General features: G+C 66.8%; 11 protein-coding genes and 7 pseudogenes. 12 read left to right on the top strand and 6 right to left on the bottom strand.

From position 1 onward, the window contains the following. The first annotated feature begins 96 nt into the window (after positions 1-96). The 4 genes and pseudogenes from AB0M62_RS33345 to AB0M62_RS33330 all read left to right on the top strand — a co-directional run. Positions 97-1,213 (top strand): annotated as a pseudogene (locus tag AB0M62_RS33345) (IS701 family transposase). Positions 1,214-1,437: 224 nt separating this feature from the next. Then, a complete protein-coding gene (locus AB0M62_RS33340; RefSeq protein ID WP_366078088.1) occupies positions 1,438-2,388 on the top strand; it encodes an alpha/beta hydrolase in 951 nt (316 codons plus the stop codon). Positions 2,389-2,630: 242 nt separating this feature from the next. Then, positions 2,631-2,915 (top strand): annotated as a pseudogene (locus AB0M62_RS33335) (transposase family protein); the annotation flags it as partial. A gap of 147 nt (positions 2,916-3,062) precedes the next feature. Further along, positions 3,063-3,596 (top strand): annotated as a pseudogene (locus AB0M62_RS33330) (IS701 family transposase); the annotation flags it as partial. Positions 3,597-3,796: 200 nt separating this feature from the next. On the opposite strand, the gene AB0M62_RS33325 reads toward AB0M62_RS33330, so the two are convergent. Further along, a complete protein-coding gene (locus AB0M62_RS33325; RefSeq protein ID WP_366078087.1) occupies positions 3,797-4,708 on the bottom strand; it encodes an IS5 family transposase in 912 nt (303 codons plus the stop codon). 304 nt (positions 4,709-5,012) lie between these two features. Between AB0M62_RS33325 and AB0M62_RS33320 the strand changes: the two genes are divergently transcribed. Together AB0M62_RS33320 and AB0M62_RS33315 are read left to right on the top strand one after the other, a co-directional pair. After that, a complete protein-coding gene (locus tag AB0M62_RS33320) occupies positions 5,013-5,984 on the top strand; it encodes a pirin family protein (RefSeq protein WP_366078086.1) in 972 nt (323 codons plus the stop codon). An 822-nt stretch (positions 5,985-6,806) separates the two neighbouring features. Beyond that, positions 6,807-7,667, top strand: a complete 861-nt coding sequence (locus AB0M62_RS33315; RefSeq protein ID WP_366078085.1) for an RNA polymerase subunit sigma — start codon at positions 6,807-6,809, stop codon at positions 7,665-7,667. A gap of 471 nt (positions 7,668-8,138) precedes the next feature. Here the strand turns inward: AB0M62_RS33315 and AB0M62_RS33310 are convergent. Then, a pseudogene (locus AB0M62_RS33310) lies at positions 8,139-9,059 on the bottom strand (RNA polymerase sigma-70 factor). An 890-nt stretch (positions 9,060-9,949) separates the two neighbouring features. Here AB0M62_RS33310 and AB0M62_RS33305 point away from each other — a divergent pair. Next, positions 9,950-10,435, top strand: a complete 486-nt coding sequence (locus AB0M62_RS33305; protein WP_366078084.1) for a MarR family transcriptional regulator — start codon at positions 9,950-9,952, stop codon at positions 10,433-10,435. Between the two features lie 308 nt (positions 10,436-10,743). Here the strand turns inward: AB0M62_RS33305 and AB0M62_RS33300 are convergent. Beyond that, positions 10,744-11,052, bottom strand: a pseudogene (locus AB0M62_RS33300) (ketol-acid reductoisomerase); the annotation flags it as partial. Between the two features lie 272 nt (positions 11,053-11,324). Here AB0M62_RS33300 and AB0M62_RS33295 point away from each other — a divergent pair. After that, positions 11,325-11,588, top strand: a complete 264-nt coding sequence (locus AB0M62_RS33295; RefSeq protein ID WP_366078097.1) for a hypothetical protein — start codon at positions 11,325-11,327, stop codon at positions 11,586-11,588. On the opposite strand, the pseudogene AB0M62_RS33290 reads toward AB0M62_RS33295, so the two are convergent. Next, a pseudogene (locus AB0M62_RS33290) lies at positions 11,513-11,809 on the bottom strand (Mur ligase domain-containing protein); the annotation flags it as partial. The gene AB0M62_RS33295 and the pseudogene AB0M62_RS33290 overlap by 76 nt on opposite strands. A gap of 762 nt (positions 11,810-12,571) precedes the next feature. On the opposite strand from AB0M62_RS33290, the gene AB0M62_RS33285 reads away from it, so the two are divergent. The 4 genes from AB0M62_RS33285 (at position 12,572) to AB0M62_RS33270 (ending at position 16,002) form a co-directional block, all read left to right on the top strand. Next, positions 12,572-12,745 carry a hypothetical protein gene (locus tag AB0M62_RS33285; RefSeq protein WP_366078083.1) on the top strand — a complete coding sequence of 58 codons (174 nt, stop codon included), beginning with the start codon at positions 12,572-12,574 and terminating at the stop codon, positions 12,743-12,745. Then, the gene (locus tag AB0M62_RS33280) at positions 12,742-13,350 is read left to right on the top strand and encodes an alpha/beta hydrolase (RefSeq protein WP_366078082.1); all 609 of its coding nucleotides are present in this window, start codon (positions 12,742-12,744) and stop codon (positions 13,348-13,350) included. The genes AB0M62_RS33285 and AB0M62_RS33280 overlap by 4 nt, the downstream gene beginning before the upstream one ends. Positions 13,351-14,192: 842 nt before the next feature. Next, positions 14,193-15,050 carry an alpha/beta hydrolase gene (locus AB0M62_RS33275; protein WP_366078081.1) on the top strand — a complete coding sequence of 286 codons (858 nt, stop codon included), beginning with the start codon at positions 14,193-14,195 and terminating at the stop codon, positions 15,048-15,050. Between the two features lie 745 nt (positions 15,051-15,795). Next, positions 15,796-16,002, top strand: coding sequence for a hypothetical protein (locus AB0M62_RS33270; protein WP_366078080.1), 207 nt, complete (start codon positions 15,796-15,798; stop codon positions 16,000-16,002). A gap of 31 nt (positions 16,003-16,033) precedes the next feature. On the opposite strand, the pseudogene AB0M62_RS33265 reads toward AB0M62_RS33270, so the two are convergent. Together AB0M62_RS33265 and AB0M62_RS33260 are read right to left on the bottom strand one after the other, a co-directional pair. After that, positions 16,034-16,147: pseudogene (locus AB0M62_RS33265) on the bottom strand (IS5/IS1182 family transposase); the annotation flags it as partial. 14 nt (positions 16,148-16,161) lie between these two features. Further along, on the bottom strand, positions 16,162-16,536 hold the full coding sequence (locus AB0M62_RS33260; protein ID WP_366078079.1) for a VOC family protein: 375 nt from the start codon (positions 16,534-16,536) through the stop codon (positions 16,162-16,164). Positions 16,537-17,163 lie beyond the last annotated feature (627 nt).

Here is a 17,163-nt window from a genome sequence, read left to right as displayed (position 1 = left end):
TGATCATCGTGGTTTGTGAAGACAACAATAGATCAAGCGGTGGCCGCAGGTCACAGCGTAGACCCGGTCCACTGGCAGGACGTATTCGAGGGCCTGATGAGCCGGATCGCGGGTCGTTTCGCGCGGGTGGAGCCCCGTCGCCGGGTCCGGCGGTTGGTGCTCGGACTCCTGTCGGACCTGCCTCGCAAGAACTGCTGGACGATCGCCGAGTGGGCTGGGGAGTCCACCCCGGACGCCATGCAGCACCTGCTCAGCCGGGCCAAGTGGGACGCCGACGCGGTCCGTGATGACGTGCGGGGCTACGTGGTGGCACCTGCACGACGAGCGGGCGGTGCTGGTGGTCGACGAGACCGGCGACGTAAAGAAGGGCACCGCCACGGTCGGTGTCCAGCGCCAGTACACCGGCACTGCCGGCAGGATCGAGAACGCCCAAGTTGCTGTCTACCTGGTTTACGCCGGTCAGCGAGGGCACGCCGCAGTGGACCGGGAGTTGTACGTCCCGCGCTCCTGGACCGCCGACCCCGACCGCTGCCGGGCCGCCGGGCTCGACGAGGAGACCGCTTTCGCCACCAAGCCGGAACTGGCTGCGCGGATGGTCGCCCGGTTCCTGGACGCCGGACAGCGGGCCGGGTGGGTTGCGGGCGACGAGGTCTACGGCGGCAACCCGAAACTTCGCACGGTGCTGGAGGAACGCGACACCGGCTACGTTCTCGCGGTGGCCTGCTCGTACGAAGCCGCAACCAGAGCCGGCAAGTTCCGCGCCGACACCCTGGCCAAGAAGGTCCCCAAGCGGGCTTGGCAGAAGCTGTCGGCGGGGACCGGAGCGAAGGGCCACCGCTTCTACGACTGGGCCGTCATCGACCTCGCCTACTACCGCTGCTTGGCATACGGGGCGATTCTCCTGTCGGGCCCTCTCAGGCTAACCCCGCAGAACGGAGCGTCTCACCCGAGGCTGACAGAGAGGGCGTTGGGTCACCCTCGCCATGCTCGCCCACGCCTTCCTCGCCGTCGTCCGAGCCGATGACCATGCCCGCCAACCGGCACCGAACGGCCTCATACCCCTCACCTGCAACGAGATCCAGCGCCTGCCCATCACTCTCGTCTCAGGCCCGTCCACGATGCCGCCCATCGGCTCGGCTGGTCCGACTGGCGACGCCGCCACCAGGCCCGATCCCAGGCCAGCCACTACCGGCGGCAAGCCGCTCAAGCGTGAAGATCACGATCTACAGCTGGAGTATTAGCTAGATCATTTCGCTGAGAAAAACGCGAGTGCTCGGAGTACGTTGCTGACGCAGCAACGCGGGCGTCGCCTGCTGAGGTGACACCCTGCTGGCTTAGTGCTGACCGCGGTTTTTTCCCGGTATGTGTCACACATTGGCGAGCTCATCGGTCTTGAGTACTAAAGCAGCCAACCTCTCTGATCCAAAGGAGTGCGCCATGAGCGATGTCGTTCTTGAGCCTGCCGCCCAGGCCTTTGCGGACGCGACGGCGAAGCCGCCGCTGCTGCACGAGCTTGGCGTCGAGGGCGCCCGCAAGCTTCTCGACGACGTACAGTCCGAGCCCATCGAAAAGCTCGATGTCGACGAGAAGTGGATTACCGTGCCCGCCCAGGTCGGCGACGTAAAGGTACGCATCCTGAAGCCGGTCGGCACGGAGGGCATCCTGCCCGTCATCATGTACGTGCACGGCGGCGGCTGGATTCTGGGCAACGCCGGCACCCACGACCGTCTGGTGCGCGAGCTGACCGTCGGCGCCAGGGCTGCTCTGGTCTTCGTCGAATACGACCGCTCCCCGGAGGCCAAGTACCCCGTTGCCATCGAGCAGGCCTACGCCACCGCTCGATGGATCACCATCAAGGGCCCCAACGAAGGCCTGGACGCATCCCGCCTGGTCGTGGCCGGTGACTCCGTCGGCGGCAACATGGCCGCGGCGCTCACCCACATGGCCAAGCAGCGCGGCGACGTGACCTTCCTGCACCAGTCGCTGTACTACCCCGTCACGGACGCCGCCCAGGACACCGAGAGCTACCGCGAGTTCGCCCACGGTCCGCACCTGACGGCGAAGGCCATGGAGTGGTTCTGGAACGCCTACACCACCGACCCCTCCCAACGCGCCGAGGTCACCGCCTCGCCGCTACGTGCCAGCCTAGAGGAGCTCGAGGGCCTGCCGCCGGCCTTCATCGCCGTCGACGAGAACGACGTGCTGCGCGACGAGGGCGAGGCCTACGCCCGCAAGCTCACACAGGCCGGCGTGCCGACCACGAGCGTCCGCTACAACGGCACCCTGCACGACTTCATGATGCTGAACCCGGTGAGGTCCACCCAGGCGGCCACCGTCGCCGTCGAGCAGGCCGTCCACGTCCTCCGCAAGGCCCTCGGCACCAACTGACGCACCATCGCAATCGGTGCAGTCCGCGCTCGGGAATCCCACACCCTCGTACGGCTTCGGGCGGCAGGCTCTACGCCACCTGCACTGCAGGACGTTGTGTTCACGCGAACACGCTGACACTGTGCGAAACCGTCTCCCCCGCATGCGGGCCATTGAGCCTTTTCCAACCTGGTCGCGGTGACGGGGTGGTTGGTGGGCTGTACGAACAGGCGAAGCTCCTGGTAGACGGGTTCACGGCCAAGATCACCCGTGTCTGCCAGGAGCTTCGTGCGCTTGTCTACCCGTCGGCCATCGATCTGTCCACCGCGAGCCTGCGGCACCTCGCCCACGAACTGTCCGCCCACCGGCACGGGCTCGGTACGCGGTGGCGGCGGCTCACGCCGGGCGGCCAGGCCCTGCTGGTCCTTGCGCATCTGCGCTGCGGGGACACCTGCGCCCAGCTGGCCGCAGGGTTCGGCATCGGGATCGCCACCGTCCACCGCTACGTCCGCGAAGCGATACAGACTCTTGCCGCGCTCGCTCCCACACCGTGGCCCCCGTCCCGCCCCGAACCCCCGAGGCACCCGCGACCGTCCGACGGGTCGACCCCGCCCTGACCACGCTGCTTACCGAACCAGCCCTGACCGGCACGCCACGGCCCGCCTTCGAACGCCTGGTGGCGGTCTCGGAGCCGTAAGTCCTGGCGTCACCGCCTTGAGGAAGCGGACGTCTTCCACGTGATGGCGACCCGCTGCAACGACACCGTCGTCACCCGCCAGCGCTTCGGCCACCGCATCGATGACCTGATCGCAGATCTGCCGCGGCAGAAGTGGAAGCGCCGCTCCTGCGGAGCCGGAGCCCACGGCCGACGGATCTACGACTGGGCCCGCGTGGAGGTCAGGCCCTGGCACCCGTCCGTGCCGCCGGCATCGGATCCTGGCCCGCCGCAGCCTCACCGCCCCGCACGAGATCGCCTACGCCCCCGCCGAGACCACCCTCGACGACCTCATCGCCGTCGCCGGCACCCGTTGGGCCATCGAATAATGTTTCCAGAGCGCCAAGGGCGAATGCGGCCTCGACCACTACCAGGTCGCCGCCACCAGGGCTGGTACCGGCACATCACGCTCGCGATGGCCGCCCACGCCTTCCTCACCGTCACCAGGGCCGGGGAACTCACCACAGGGAAAGAAAGGGATCAGCCGGGCTCGTCCCGCTCAGCCTCCCCCCAACTCCGACGCCTGATCACCCGCCTCACCCGGCACGCCCACCACAACATCGAGCTCGTCCTGCACTGGTCCCACTGGCGCCACCGACGACAGCACCAAGCCCGCCACAGCACTACAAACGACGAGGCCCACAGCCCATAGAGCCGTGGCACGGTCACCTCAAACGCAGTTGCAGTACCTAGGGCGTGTTGCGAAAGTGCTGGTCACAGCCACTCGTTGATGGCTGCGACGAGGACGGTGGCTTCGTAGCAGACGGCGAGTTTGTCATATCTCGTGGCGACGGCCCGGTGACGTTTGAGGCGGTTGATCCCGCACTCGACCGCGTGGCGTTCGCCGTAGTCGGTCTTTTCGAACTTCGGCGGCCGGCCGCCGCGGGAACCAAGCTTCCTGCGGTTGCGGATCTGGTCCTTCTTCTCCGGGATGGTGCAGCGGATCTCGCGTCTGCGCAGGTAGGCGCGGTTCTTCCGGGAGCCGTACGCCTTGTCGGCACGGACTTTGTCGGGTCGTTTGCGGGGACGCCCCAACCCCTTGCGGGGTACCCAGATGCCCTCAAGCACCGGCTCGAACTGTGGAGAATCGCCGCGCTGCCCGGCCGTGATCACGATGGACATGGGTTTTTGCCCCTGTTCGACCGCGAGGTGAATCTTGGTGGTCAGCCCGCCGCGTGAGCGCCCGAGCCCGTGGTCGTCCGGCTCGGTCTCGACACCTCCGGGCGGCCCTTCTGTGGAGATCCCCTTTTCCACCGCCCCGGCGGCGTGCTGATGGGCTCGGCACACCGTTGAGTCGACACTCACATCCCAGGTGATCAGGTCCTTCGCGTCGGCCTGGGCCTGCAGTTCGGTGAAGATCCGCTTCCAGGTGCCGTCCCGCTGCCAGCGCCGGAACAGATCGTAGACCCGGTCCCACGGCCCGTACCGCTCGGGCACATCCCGCCACGGCGTGCCGGCCCGGGTCCGCCACCGTATGCCGTTGATCAGCTGCCGCCTGGGCCATATGAGCGGTCGGCCGGACTTCCTGCCCTTCGGCAAGAGCGGCTCCAGCCGTACCCACTGTTCTCCTTTCGCAACAGGCCCTAGGGCAGGGGTTCGTGAACTGCTGTCCTTATGACCAGCCACCCAGCGAAGGTGTGACATACCGTGATGGGTGTCGACCCCATCACATGTATGGTGGTGTGCCGGTGAGCCGCGGCTGCACGAAAGTGTCGGCCACAGTGCCGTCCCGGATCTGATGCTCCTCCCGATCCCGCCCGAGAGCGGAGCATGTCATGGGCGAAACAGTCCCGACCGTGACATTTCGGCCTGGAGAGCACAGCTGAGAACGTCGCGCAGAGCCGGGCTCTTGCATCCGTTCGGTTCCTGCTCAACCGGCCTACCGTCAGCAAACCGTTAACCGAAACGTCACGAGAAGAGGATGCATCCTGTGAGCAACATGGAGACACACCCCGCCGAGCTGGCGTATGCAAGCGAGGACCTCCCTGAGCAGGGTATCGAGATCCTCACCGCGCGGAAGGTACCACTCGGAGGCCCACGCGCCATGACCGTGCGACGCACATTGCCTCAGCGGGCACGAACGCTTATCGGCGCCTGGTGCTTCGCTGATCACTACGGCCCTGACGATGTGTCCCTGACCGGCGGCATGAGTGTGGCGCCCCACCCACACACCGGATTGCAGACGGTGAGCTGGCTGTTCAGCGGCGAGATCGAGCATCGCGACAGCCTCGGCAACCATGCATTCGTCAGGCCCGGTGAACTAAACCTCATGACGGGCGGCTTCGGAATCAGCCACTCCGAGGTGTCAACGCAACGGACCACGCTGTTGCACGGCTTGCAACTGTGGGTTGCTCTCCCCCAGGCGCATCGCCATACAGCGCGGAACTTCCAGCACTACATACCCGGCCCTGTACCCTTGGACGGCGGCGAGGCACGAGTGTTTCTTGGCTCTCTCGCGGGTGACACATCCCCCGTTCCCACCTTCACTCCTCTGCTCGGTGCGGAACTTTCGATCGAGCCGGACACCACGGTGTATCTCTCGGTCAACGAGGAGTTCGAGCACGGTGTCATCGTTGACAGCGGCAAGGTGTACATGAACGGAACATCCCTCAGAGCAGCCGAACTCGGCTACGCCGCATCCGGACTTACGACTCTCACCCTGACCAACGCATCCACGCAGCAGGCGCGGGGGGTACTCCTGGGCGGGCCGCCATTCCAGGAAGAAATCGTCATGTTGTGGAACTTCATCGGCCGCACGCACGAGGACATCCTCCAGGCCCGGGACGCCTGGCAGAGCGGATCTGACAGGTTCGGCCGGGTCGAGGGGTACACCGGAGATCGTCTCCCCGCGCCGGCACTGCCCAATGCCACCATTGCACCGCGAAGGAACCCGGCCTCCTAGGCTGGCGATCACCGGGCCGACCGGCTGCTGCCGTCGCTACAGCACAATCCTAGTTTGCGACGGGGTCGGCACATACAGTGTGATCACCCCATCAGCCGATCCGCGTCGTTTCGGCCGACGCACGAGTTTGACTTAGCTGGCCGATGCGTGAAATCACACGGCCAAGGCCAGCTGCCACCCGCGAGACTAAGAGGGTGTTCGATACCGATTCAGGCTGCCGCGGGCGGTTTCGGGCGGAGATGTTGCCCGACTTTGTTCGGGCTGGCGGTCAGCCGGGTGGCTCATGGAGTTGACCATGGCCCAGTGGATCACTGACCGGGACCGGGTCGGCAGTGCCCCGTAGTCGCGGTGCAGACGCCGGTACCGGCTCATGATCCCGAAAGTCTGCTCCACGCGCCATCGGACCTTCGAAGCCACCGTCCTCGTCGCAGCCATCAACGAGTGGCTGTGACCAGCACTTTCGCAACAAGCCCTAGGGCATAACGGGTAATCGACGTTAACCAAATGCCCTCTGAGGTCAGGACCGTGGCCCCGCATGGCCGTAGGTCGCTCGGGTGTCTGCGGTACACCTTGGTCGACCAATGTCACAAGTTCTACGTCTGTCCGGTCTGATTGTCGAACCCACGGAGAAAGAAAAGACGTGATAGACGAGGACTTCATCGTCGCCTGCTGCACGGCGTGCCCCAAGCACCGAGACGTGGAATGAAGCATCCTGCCGACGAGGCGCCGGGTCTGATTCAGCCTTCGTGCACGCACCGGTCATCTGGATGACTGCCGCGGGGGCTGCGTTGTGTGGTGCCGTTGCGAGAGGGAGGATGGCGTATGGAACCGACCGATGACGGGGTGCCGATCGCGGAGCTGCTCGATGAGCGTCGGCATCTGCTGGATGTCGCCTACTGGATGCTGGGCGCCAGCAGTGAGGCCGAGGGCGTCATTGATGAGACCTACCGGCGGTGGTACGGGCTGTCCGATCCGGTGCGGGCGCAGATCGCGGCGCCCCGTTCCTGGCTTGCGAAGGTCGCCGGCGGCATCTGTCTGGCCCGGCTGGCCCTGCCCGGCCGGGGGGAGGCCCGTGCAGGCGAGGAGCCTTACAACACTCTGGAGGAGGAGATCAGTGAGGTTCTGCTGAGTGCGCTGGACTCCCTGTCTCCGGCCGATCGGGCGGCGTTGGTGCTCAATGATGTCTTCGGGGTGGCGCCGGGTGCGGTCGCCGGCATCGTGGGGCAGCCGGAGCCGGAGTACACCGAGCTGGCCGACCGCGCGCGCCGCAGTCTTCGGGCCCGGCGCTGGCGGCCCACGACGCCGCAGCAGCATGATGCGGTGGCCCGTGCCGTCCGCCAGGCGTGCGTGACGGAGGACGCGGTGCTCCTGGCGTCTTTGTTGGCGCCCGATGCCACGGCCTTCTACGACGGCGGCGGCAAGGTCCGGGCCCTGGTCAAGCCGGTGCACGGCAACAAGCAAGTCGCCCGCAGCCTGCTGACACTGCTGGCTCGGCGCCAGCGCACCACACTGCACACCCGGTCCGTCAACGGACGGACCGGCCTCGTGGTGTGCTACGACCACCAGGTGGCCGCGGTCATCGGCCTCGACACCGCCGCCCACCATGTCATGCAGGTCTGGGTCATCCTCAACCCCGACAAACTCCGCACCTGGAACCAACCCAGCGCAACATGCTGCCCCTGAGCTATGCAGCACACCACCATGGATGGCGAACCCCCGCGGAGGGTCTGCGCCCGGCCAGAGCCACTTTTGCGTGAACGCCGACAACCGGTCAGGCAAGTGAGCGCAGCGGTGCCTGCTGACCGTGCAGCGTGCCACTGTCTGTTTCTCGGGCGGGGACTCCACGCTGAGCTGGCTGACCGAACATCGTGTGTCTGCGCCGGGCAGCCCCTGTCACCTCGGGAAAGAGAGCGAGATGGGGTGTCGTCGCCGCGCCCGGCGGGGTGGGTGTCGACAGACAGGGCCAGGAGCGTTTCCGTGGGAGACGATGCTTATCGCCACGGCGGCGGTAGGCCGACACTGTTGGTGCCACCCGTGCCCCTGCGATAAGGACGCCGGTGATGATGGCTTTTCGCGGCTACGGTCCCTGGCGCGGACCCGCATGGTGAAGCCTTGCCTCTGGATCTTCAGCGAGGACACTCATCCACGTCGTGGCTACGGCGGGGCATCCTTCAGAGCGCCGAGTGCCGACGTGGAGCGAGCGCGCGATTCGAAGAACGTGGCGATCTTGCTCGGGTTGAACACCCACATCAGCTTGTCAATGCCCTCTTGCGAGGCCGCTATCGTCAGGAAGGTCGTGGGCCGCCCGTCCCGGTGGATCATCACTGCGGAACGTCCATTGGCCTGGACACCCCGGACGTCCACCCCGCGCCAGAACTGCGGAGTGGTAACCATGTTCGCCACGCGTGCGCGGCCCCGAACCGGGATGCGAGCGGCGCCTCGAATGCCGTTGCCGTCGGACAGACTGACGGCATCCGGCGTGAGGAGAGCCTCCAGCGAGGCAACATTTCCCGTTCGCGCCGCCGAGACGAAGGCTTCGAGGAGCCGTCGGTGCTCCGCCGCGTCCACGGTCACCCGCCGCTCGGCCGAGAGGTGTTTACGGGCCCGGCTCACGATCTGCCGCACGTTGACAAGACTGAGTTGAAGAATTTCAGCGATCTCGGCATAGGCGTAGTCGAACGCCTCTCGCAGGACGTATGGCCCGCTCGGTGGGATTCAGCTTCTCCAGCACGAGGAGCAGAGCCAGCTCCAGAGCCTCCGCCCGCTGAGCGCCCGCCTCCGGTCGGTGCTCGTGTCAATGGGCTCGGGCAGCCACGGACCGATGTAGGTTTCGCGGCGCGCACGGGCAGACTGAGCCACATTGATGGCCAGCCGGGTGGTGGCACTCGACAGAAATGCCACGGGACTGACCACTGTCGAGCGATCAGCCTTCTGCCAACGCAGCCACACTTCCTGAACCACATCTTCGGCCTCGACTGCGCTTCCGAGCACGCGGTACGCGATGCCGAACAGACGTGGACGGAGCTCCACGAAGACAGAAACAGCCTGGTCCAGAGAACTTCCCGTGGGGGGCATCGAGATGCATGATCCTAATGTTTCCGTTCCTCGTGCTGTTCAGTGGCGCGATCATGTCGCCGCGTGATGGGCCGCTCCTGGACAAGGGCGTCCCGGCCACCATGTGCTCCAGGGCTGCCGCAAAAGTTGTGGTCACTGAGAGTTGCGGCTGCTCCAATCGCGTCTGCTTCATTGACCGGGCCCACCTGCGTTCTGTGACAGATTGCATGCCAAGTTGTCAGGTGTTCGGAGCGGTGACGCCGCAGTGCGCGCAAGGTGTCATCCCACGCTCACCACCTTCCGCGAAAGGGTAAAAATATGGGCATAAGAGTCTCTTCACTGACACGGCGTCAATCGATGGTCTACGTTGCGCAAGGCCTGCTCAAAGCAGTGGTATGGCGCCACTCACTGGCTGCGGGGAAGGTTCACAACACCAGGAGCTGCCTGCCGCCCTCCACGGCACCCCACGCGCCTGTTACTGCAACCCCATCTGGGGTGTGTGGCCTCGGCGGCGGTAGTGGCAGCGGCTGGCTCTGGCCTGGCTGGTACGTCGGTAGCGCGAGCAGTGCAGGCGGCGCTCGTTGCTGAGGCAGAGGGGTGGGACGATGACGCGCCCGATGAACCGGCGGATTTCCGGAACGCTGAGAGGTATGACGTCGTGTTCCCCGCATCGGCTGCCCTCGTGGCTTCTTGGCATGGACGGCTTGGCATGGACGGCGGGTGGTCCGGGCCGCACTCGCCCTTGGCGATCTGGAAGCACTCCTCCACCTGTCATCGCGCCTCCGCGGTCGTGACCAGGTCCCTCAGGCGCGAGGTGACAGGTCCGTAGCAGACGTCGCCCCGGACGCGAGCCCGCATTTCATTTCAAACGATACTGTATCGAATGAATTGATAGCTGGTAGTGTGCGCTCATGACCGCCGACGTTCCTCACCAAACCACCGCCTCGCGTGCGACCGACCGCCCCGGGGATGCCTCGCCTTTCGCTCTCGGCTTGCTGCTGCGCCAGGCGCACTGGCGCGCGGCCGCGCTGATGACGGAGGCTCTTCGGCCGCTCGGCATCGAGTTGCGGCATTTTGCCGTGCTGATCGTGCTGGTCGACCGCGGGTCCACGGTGCAGCGGGACTTGGCGGCGGCGACGGGGTCGGACAAGGCGGGAATCATGCGGGTCGTGGACGACCTGGAGCGTAAGGGACTGGCCGTACGCAAGGCCGTTCCGGGGGACCGGCGGGTGCGGGCAGTGGAGATCACGCCTGAGGGCATCGAGCTTTTCGATGCAGCTCATGTGGCGGCGGCGCCGCTGGCTGAGCGTCTGGTTGCCGAACTGGGGCCCGGCGAGCCCGAGCAGCTGACGGATCTGCTGACCCGGTTTGCCTATCCCGCAGGCGGTGAGGCGTAAGCGCGCCCGCACGACGGTTGCCTGCCGCGTGGGGCGCGCTTCGTCTCATGCGGCTTTCGCGGCGAAACCCGGCCTTAAGAGCTGCGGCCATCGTCGCTACGCGCCAGCCCTGGCCGCGGGCGGCGGTCAGAGCTTCGTCGCCGACGGGGACCGAGCCGTCCACACGGCTACCGCGCGGCACACCTGGCCGCGGTGCGCTCTTCACCCTCGCACGCATCGCCGTCGTCTCCATGCGCGGCCCGCTGGCAGGCCGCACGCCTCGGCCGCCCCCAGCGCCCTGGGTTACGCGGTGAGGCGCTCCGCGAGTTCCTTAGCTCGTGGAGGCACTCGAAGTACGCGATCTCCGGCTGGTAGCCGGCCTCGACCAGGGTCTCGAAGCCCGCCTCGACGAGCGCCGAGGCACCGCTGCAGAGGACGGCCTGCTCGCCGAAGAGGTCGGTCTCGGTCTCCTCGGTGAAGGTCGTCTGGATGACGCCGGCGCGGGTGCCGCCGATGGCCTCGGTGCAGGAGAGGGCCAGGGCGAAGGCGTTGCCGGTCGCGTCCTGCTCGACGGCGGCGAACACCGGGACGCCGCCGCCCTCCTCGTACTGGCGGCGCACCGCAGCGCCCGGTGCGCGGCTGTCACAGCTCCCTCAGCTGTTCGGTCAATTCGAGTGTGGCTTGCGCGATGTCCGATACAAGCCCCGCAGAGAGGAATGGAGCAAGCATGCCAAGAGCCCAGGACCACCGATGCATCCGCGCGATACGTGATCACGGGCGGCCTGGCAGGCCTGGCATCCGCATCTCTCGATCCCAGGCGTCGGCCACAGCCGCCCGAAGACTGTGAGCCGAAGAAGGACGCATGATGCCCCGAAACCCTGAAAAGCACTCCGATCTTGCCACCGCCAGTGTGTCTCTGGCAGCCGAGGCTGCCCTGCTCGAGGCTCGTCTGCGCATGCTTCGAGAGGCACTCGACACTGTCAACTCGCGCATCAAGGCGGTGTCCGACACACTGCACCAGCTGCGCCGCTCGGCATCCCCCGCCGACGCGGCGGACCGTGAGGACCACGGCGGTTCGTCCGGCCGGGACGATGCCGCCACAACGGCCGGAACGCCCACGGGTCGGGCGGCGAGCACCACGCTCGCGCCGGCCTCGACCGCGGCCTGGGCGTAGTCGTGCCCGTCGACATGCTCACCTGCGAAGGCGACGAACAGACCGCCCTGGCCGACCCGGCGGGAGTCCACCACCACGGGCCCGTCGACGACTACGTCTCGGTCAGGCGCGTCGTGCAGCTCCCCGCATGCTGCCTCGGTGATCTGGGCCAAGCTCATCGGCAGCGTGGGCAGCCTCCCTCCCGTATGACGTGCGGGTGCCTTGAACCTATCCCGTTTCATGAGTCACTTCTCGCAGGCGGGAGACCCCAGTACGCCGAGCCCTCTGAAGCTGCCATGGCTGCGGGGCGATGTTTCGGGATGCCCGGTCGTACCCGCCAACACGCCTGGGTGGCAAGGCAGTCTGGGCGGACCTCGCCCTTGCGCCGTAGGGCGCAGGTGATCCAGCGGCCCCCGTAGGCGGCTCGACTACCGGCAGACGGGATCGCTCCCGGAGGCCTTCTCGCGCAAGTGGTCGATCACCTGATCGACCACGTTCGGGGACAGTCGATACAAACACGCTGGCGGCCTTGAGGATCTCCCACGAAACCGGGATCAGCTTACTTGCCAGAGAGGATTCGTGGCCCTGGAACACCACCACAGACCAGGACAGAGAGGTGGCGGAGGCTCGTGGCGAACGCGGCAACGAAATCAGACCTGGATCCCTTTCGCGCCGGCTACAGGCGAGTCGGACAGGTCTCGGCCGCACGGGAATAGACGAATGCATCTATCCCGCGAAGGCCAGCAATGTGTCCGTCGTCGGCCTTCTCTACTTCTGGGCTTCGGCCGATGACCGCCGCCCAATGCCTCGACAGAGTCGACGGGGGTGACCGGCCTCAGCGGTGGGGCATGGCGTAAGAGCCGCCGTCCTGGTGCGTCACTCCGACGGCGGACAACGACATCCCGGCCGTCGCCCCCCGTCGCATCCGGTAGTGAAGTTGCGCCTCGCGTCGTCCTTCGACAGATCATGACCGGCCATCGGCCCATCCGCTAAGGAGCACACTGATGCAACCCGACACCATCGTCCTCGTCCACGGCTTCTGGGTGACGCCGCGGGCCTGGCAAAACTGGATCGCCCACTATGAGAACAAGGGCTTCCGTGTCATCGCGCCGCCGTACCCCGGATTCGAAGTGGAGGTCGAGGCCCTCAACGCCGACCTACCCCGATCGAGACTGTGACCGTTCCGGCAATCATCTCCAGCCTCGAGAGGCTGATCACGGGGCTGAACCGGCCGCCCATAGTGATGGGTCACTCCGCCGGCGGCGCTTTCACCCAGATCCTCCTGGACCGCGGCCTCGGCGCCGCCGGAGTGGTCCCCCGCCGAGGGCGTGCCGGTCGTACCGCTGTCCCAGATCCGGTCCCTCTTCCCCGTCCTGAAGAACCCGGCCAACCGGCACCGGGCCGTCGGACTGGACTTCGGCCAATGACGCTACGCCTTTGCGAACACGTTTCCCGAGGACCAGGCCGCGCCACGTATGAGCGCTACCATATCCCCACGCCAGGCAGCATCGTTTGGAGCAGCTCGCTGGCCACCCTTCGCCCCGGCCACACCGATACGTACGTGGACTTCCACAACGTCGACCGGGCACCCCTACTGTTCCTCGGCGAGTACGACCATCTCATGCCACCGAAGGTCCAGATGTCCAACGCCAAGCACTACAAGGCGGAGGGCACCATCACCGAGGTCAAGGTGTTTCCCGGCCGCTCCCACCTGATGCCCGTCCAGGACGGCTGGCAGGAGGTCGCCGATTACGCCCGTGACTGGGCGCTCGCCCACTCCTGAGCCCTGCCCGCTACGCGTTCAGGACGGCATTTGTCCGTTCCGAGCGCTGAAAGGGAGCACCACACGATCCGGACGGCACGGCAGAACGAGGACGAGTGCCTGCACCCGGATGAGGCCGCGCAGCCGCTTGGACTCGAGCGATCGACGGTCTCCGTAGCGGGCCAAGCCGGTCCCGGGTCGCCCCTCAAAGCTCACCGGACAGCAGTTGGACCGCCCGTAACGGCTGATCGTCGGCGGCAACCCGCGTCATCTCAGGTTCGACTTCGACCTGTGGACCCGCGACCGGTTCGGGAGCTGATCCGCCGTGACTTCGGGACCGCGCTGTCCGCGGTCAGTGTCGGCCAGCCGCCGCCCAAGTGAGGTCTGTGACCTCAGCGGCCACTGTGGCAGGCCTGGCAGTAGGACCCGGCCGCGGTCGGGCCATGGAAGTTGCGAGGAGTTCCCCGCGATCAAGGCCGAGGCAGAACGACAACGGGAACCGGAAGTACAGCCACACACAGTGGGTAATCACCTCGACCGGATATCGGTGCCCCTTGTACGACGGCGATGCACTCACCCCTTGTCGCATGATCGACCCGAAGATCGTCCCACCCGCTCGGTCAACGTTGCAGCGCCCTGCGGCGGGTTTTCTCCTGGGCCTGATCGGCCCGGGCTTCTTGCGTGTGGAGTGAGACGCACGTCACATGAATTCAGCATCTCTCCCTGTCACATTTCGTCCCGATATTCCGTCAATGGTGTGGAACCGCAGGCAGGTTCCATCTTCCAGCTGAATCGCCTCCGGCCCTGGCGGCGCTCCAGGTCACCGCAGGCCGGCGACCGCCAATCATCCCTTGGAGGGACCCATGTTCAGTATGTCCAGGCGTTTGCGCCGCACTCTTCTCACCACCCTGGCCGCCACACTCGGCACAGTCGCGGTGGTCACTCCCATGGCCACCGCAGCCCCCGGTCACCAGTCAGCCGAGCCCCGGCCGACCGTCGTCCTGGTTCATGGCGCCTGGGCGGACTCCGCCGGTTGGGACGGAGTGGTCAAGCGCCTGCAGCGGGACGGCTACAAGGTGACCGCCCCGGGCAACCCGCTGCGCAGCCTCACCGGCGACTCCGCGTACCTCGCCGCCTACCTCAAGACGATTCCCGGCCCGGTCGTCCTGGTCGGCCACTCGTACGGAGGCGCGGTGATTACCAACGCGGCTGCCCAGAGCCCCAACGTCAAGGCCCTCGTCTACGTCGCCGCTTTCGCCCTCGACAAGGGCGAGAGCTCCAACGAGATGCTCGGCAAGTTTCCGGGTTCGCGCCTCACCGACGACCCGGCCGCGCCGGTGCCCACCGCGCTCAACGCTGTTCCCTTCCCCCAGGCCGACGGCACGAAGGGGGTGGACCTCTACATCAAGCCGGACAAGTTCCGCGACGTCTTCGTCAGCAACCGCCTCTCGGCCTCCACCTCCGCCTCCCTGGCCACGACCCAGCGTGCGATCAGTGCCCAGGCGGGCGCGGAGCATTCGGGCGCCCCGGCCTGGAAGAGCATCCCCTCCTGGTACGTGGTCGCCAGTAAGGACCACGTCATCCCGGCGGCCGCCGAGCGCTACATGGCCAAGCGCGCGGGCTCCCACACCACCGAGATCGACGCTTCGCACGCGGTCCACGTCAGTAACCCGGGTGCCGTCACCCGGATCGTCGAGCGGGCCGCCTCCCAGGTCGGCTGAGCCGACGGCTCCGCTGTGGCGCGCGGTGCAGCGGCTGCCGGTGCCGACCAGGTCGGTGAGGCGCGGTGGCGCCCCGGGCCGCACCGCCCGGTCGGGACTGCGGTCAGCCGGCTGTACTGCGGTCCGGCGCGGTCCGGCGGGAGAACGAAGCGGACCGTGCCGGTTCCGGCGCCACTGCGAGCGCTGTCGGACGGCGGCGTCGCGGAGCCGCTGCAGTCATAACGGCAGTTGACAAGCCTGTCACGCGACTGGAAGTGCTCACTCGCCTCCCTGTCCCAACTTGCCGAGCTGGTTCGTCGATGGATGTGTAACCGCCATGGCGGGGACAGGAGATCGCTTTGGATGCCCGTCTCGACTTCGGCGATTGCGATCCCTCTTCCGCTACCTGCGCAGCGCCCAGCGGCTGATCTTCAAGAACCCCACCCTCCGCATCGCACCCACCGTCCGCCTTCACCCATCCTGCCCCTCCAGCCAACCGACTACGAGCAGGTCGTCGCCGCCGCGACGACGCCCGAACACCGCCTGACTCTCGCCCTGGCAGACGTTCACGCTGCGAGGCCCGGCGATATCCGCGGGCTCCAGCTCCACGACGTGGATCTAGGCGACCGTCTAATCACCATCGCAGGGCGGCCCCGCCGGCTCGACGACCTCACCCTCAAGGTCGTCCGCGACTACCTGCGCCATCGCAGGACACGCTGGCCCAACACCGCCAACCTTCACCTGCTGGTGTCAGCACGCACCGCCTATGACACCCGCCCCCAACCTTTTCCGCTGCCACAACGCCACCCTCGACCGCCTCCGAGCAGACCACTGGCTCGACGAAGCCCTCGACCGCGGCCCTGACCCACTCCACCTGGCCGCTGTCTTTGGCATCAGCACAGCCACCGCGATCCTCTACGCAAACGCCGCCCGCTCGCCCCTCGAACCGGACGCCGAACAACAACCGCCCTGATTACCCACGTCACGACGAGTAGGACGCCGTCTCAGTTGGTGTAGCGGCGGTAGCGGGCGCTGGCGATGCCGACGAAGGCCAGGAGGCGCTCGGCTTTGCGCTCGTAGCGCCTGTGCAGGCGGCGGCAGCCATTGAGCCAGGACAGTGGGCCCGATGGACTCAGTGGAGGCAGAGACAGAACGGATGACCGGCCGGGTCCGCGTAGATCCGCCAGTTGGCCCCCGGGCGAAGCTGGTCCGTCCGCTCCAGCACGGTCGCGCCGAGGGCGAGCGCCCGCTTCTCTTCTCCGTCGAGGTCGTCCACGTCGAAGTCCAGGTGGAGCTGCTGCGGGCGCTCTTGGCCGGGCCATTGGGGCGGTTGGTAGCCGTCCACCCGCTGGCAGGCCAGAGGTGTCCCCTCGAACCCATGCACCTCGACCCAGTCGGGATCCTCAGGGTCCGCGATCACCCGGCCGCCGATCAGATCCGCGTAGAACTCAGCGAGCCGTACCGGATCAGCGCAGTCCAGCGCGACCGCCTGCAGCTTTGGAATCACTTCCGACACCCCTCGCTCTTCGGCCGCTTCCGCGACGCCCCGTACGGGAGGGGTCGTACCCGCCACTGCGGCGGGCATGCGCGGCGGCACGCCGGACCGCCGCCGGCTTCGCCCAGAAGGGAGGCGGCAGCGGGATCCGCCATCCACTACACGAACGTCGCCCGCTCACTCCTCGAACCGGTACCCCGAACAACAACCGCCCTGACCACCCACGTCGCGACGAATGAGGCACATTGCACAAACCCACACCCAAGCTCCGAATGCACTGCACACCCCGTCCATCAACGAACCCAGCTCCCCAAACCGCGCTCACGGAAACTTCCACCCCCATTGCGCGCAGAGCGGGTCTGTACCGTCAACGGTGGATCTTCGAACAGGAAGTAACACCTGATGACAGACGTGATCGTCTCGGCTGAGGCCGTCGAGGAAGTGAAGCCCGCCGGGGTGCCGGACGTTCTGGACACCAGTTGATCGGTCAGTTGGTCGACCGGGCGAAGGCCGACGCCGCGCGGGTGTCGGCCAGCGGCGGCTGGCTATCAGTGAGCCAGCCCGAGGGCGGCAAGGAGCACTGCGGGCCCGTGCCGACCGACACCCTGGACGCTACGGCTGCAGACCGAGCGTCTGGGC

Origin of the sequence: Streptomyces sp. NPDC051219, assembly GCF_040682335.1 — a bacterium.
In the GTDB taxonomy this organism is placed as follows: Bacteria; Actinomycetota; Actinomycetes; order Streptomycetales; family Streptomycetaceae; genus Streptomyces.
Note: the sequence above shows the minus strand (reverse complement) of the source record. Positions and strands in the feature narration are given on the sequence as shown.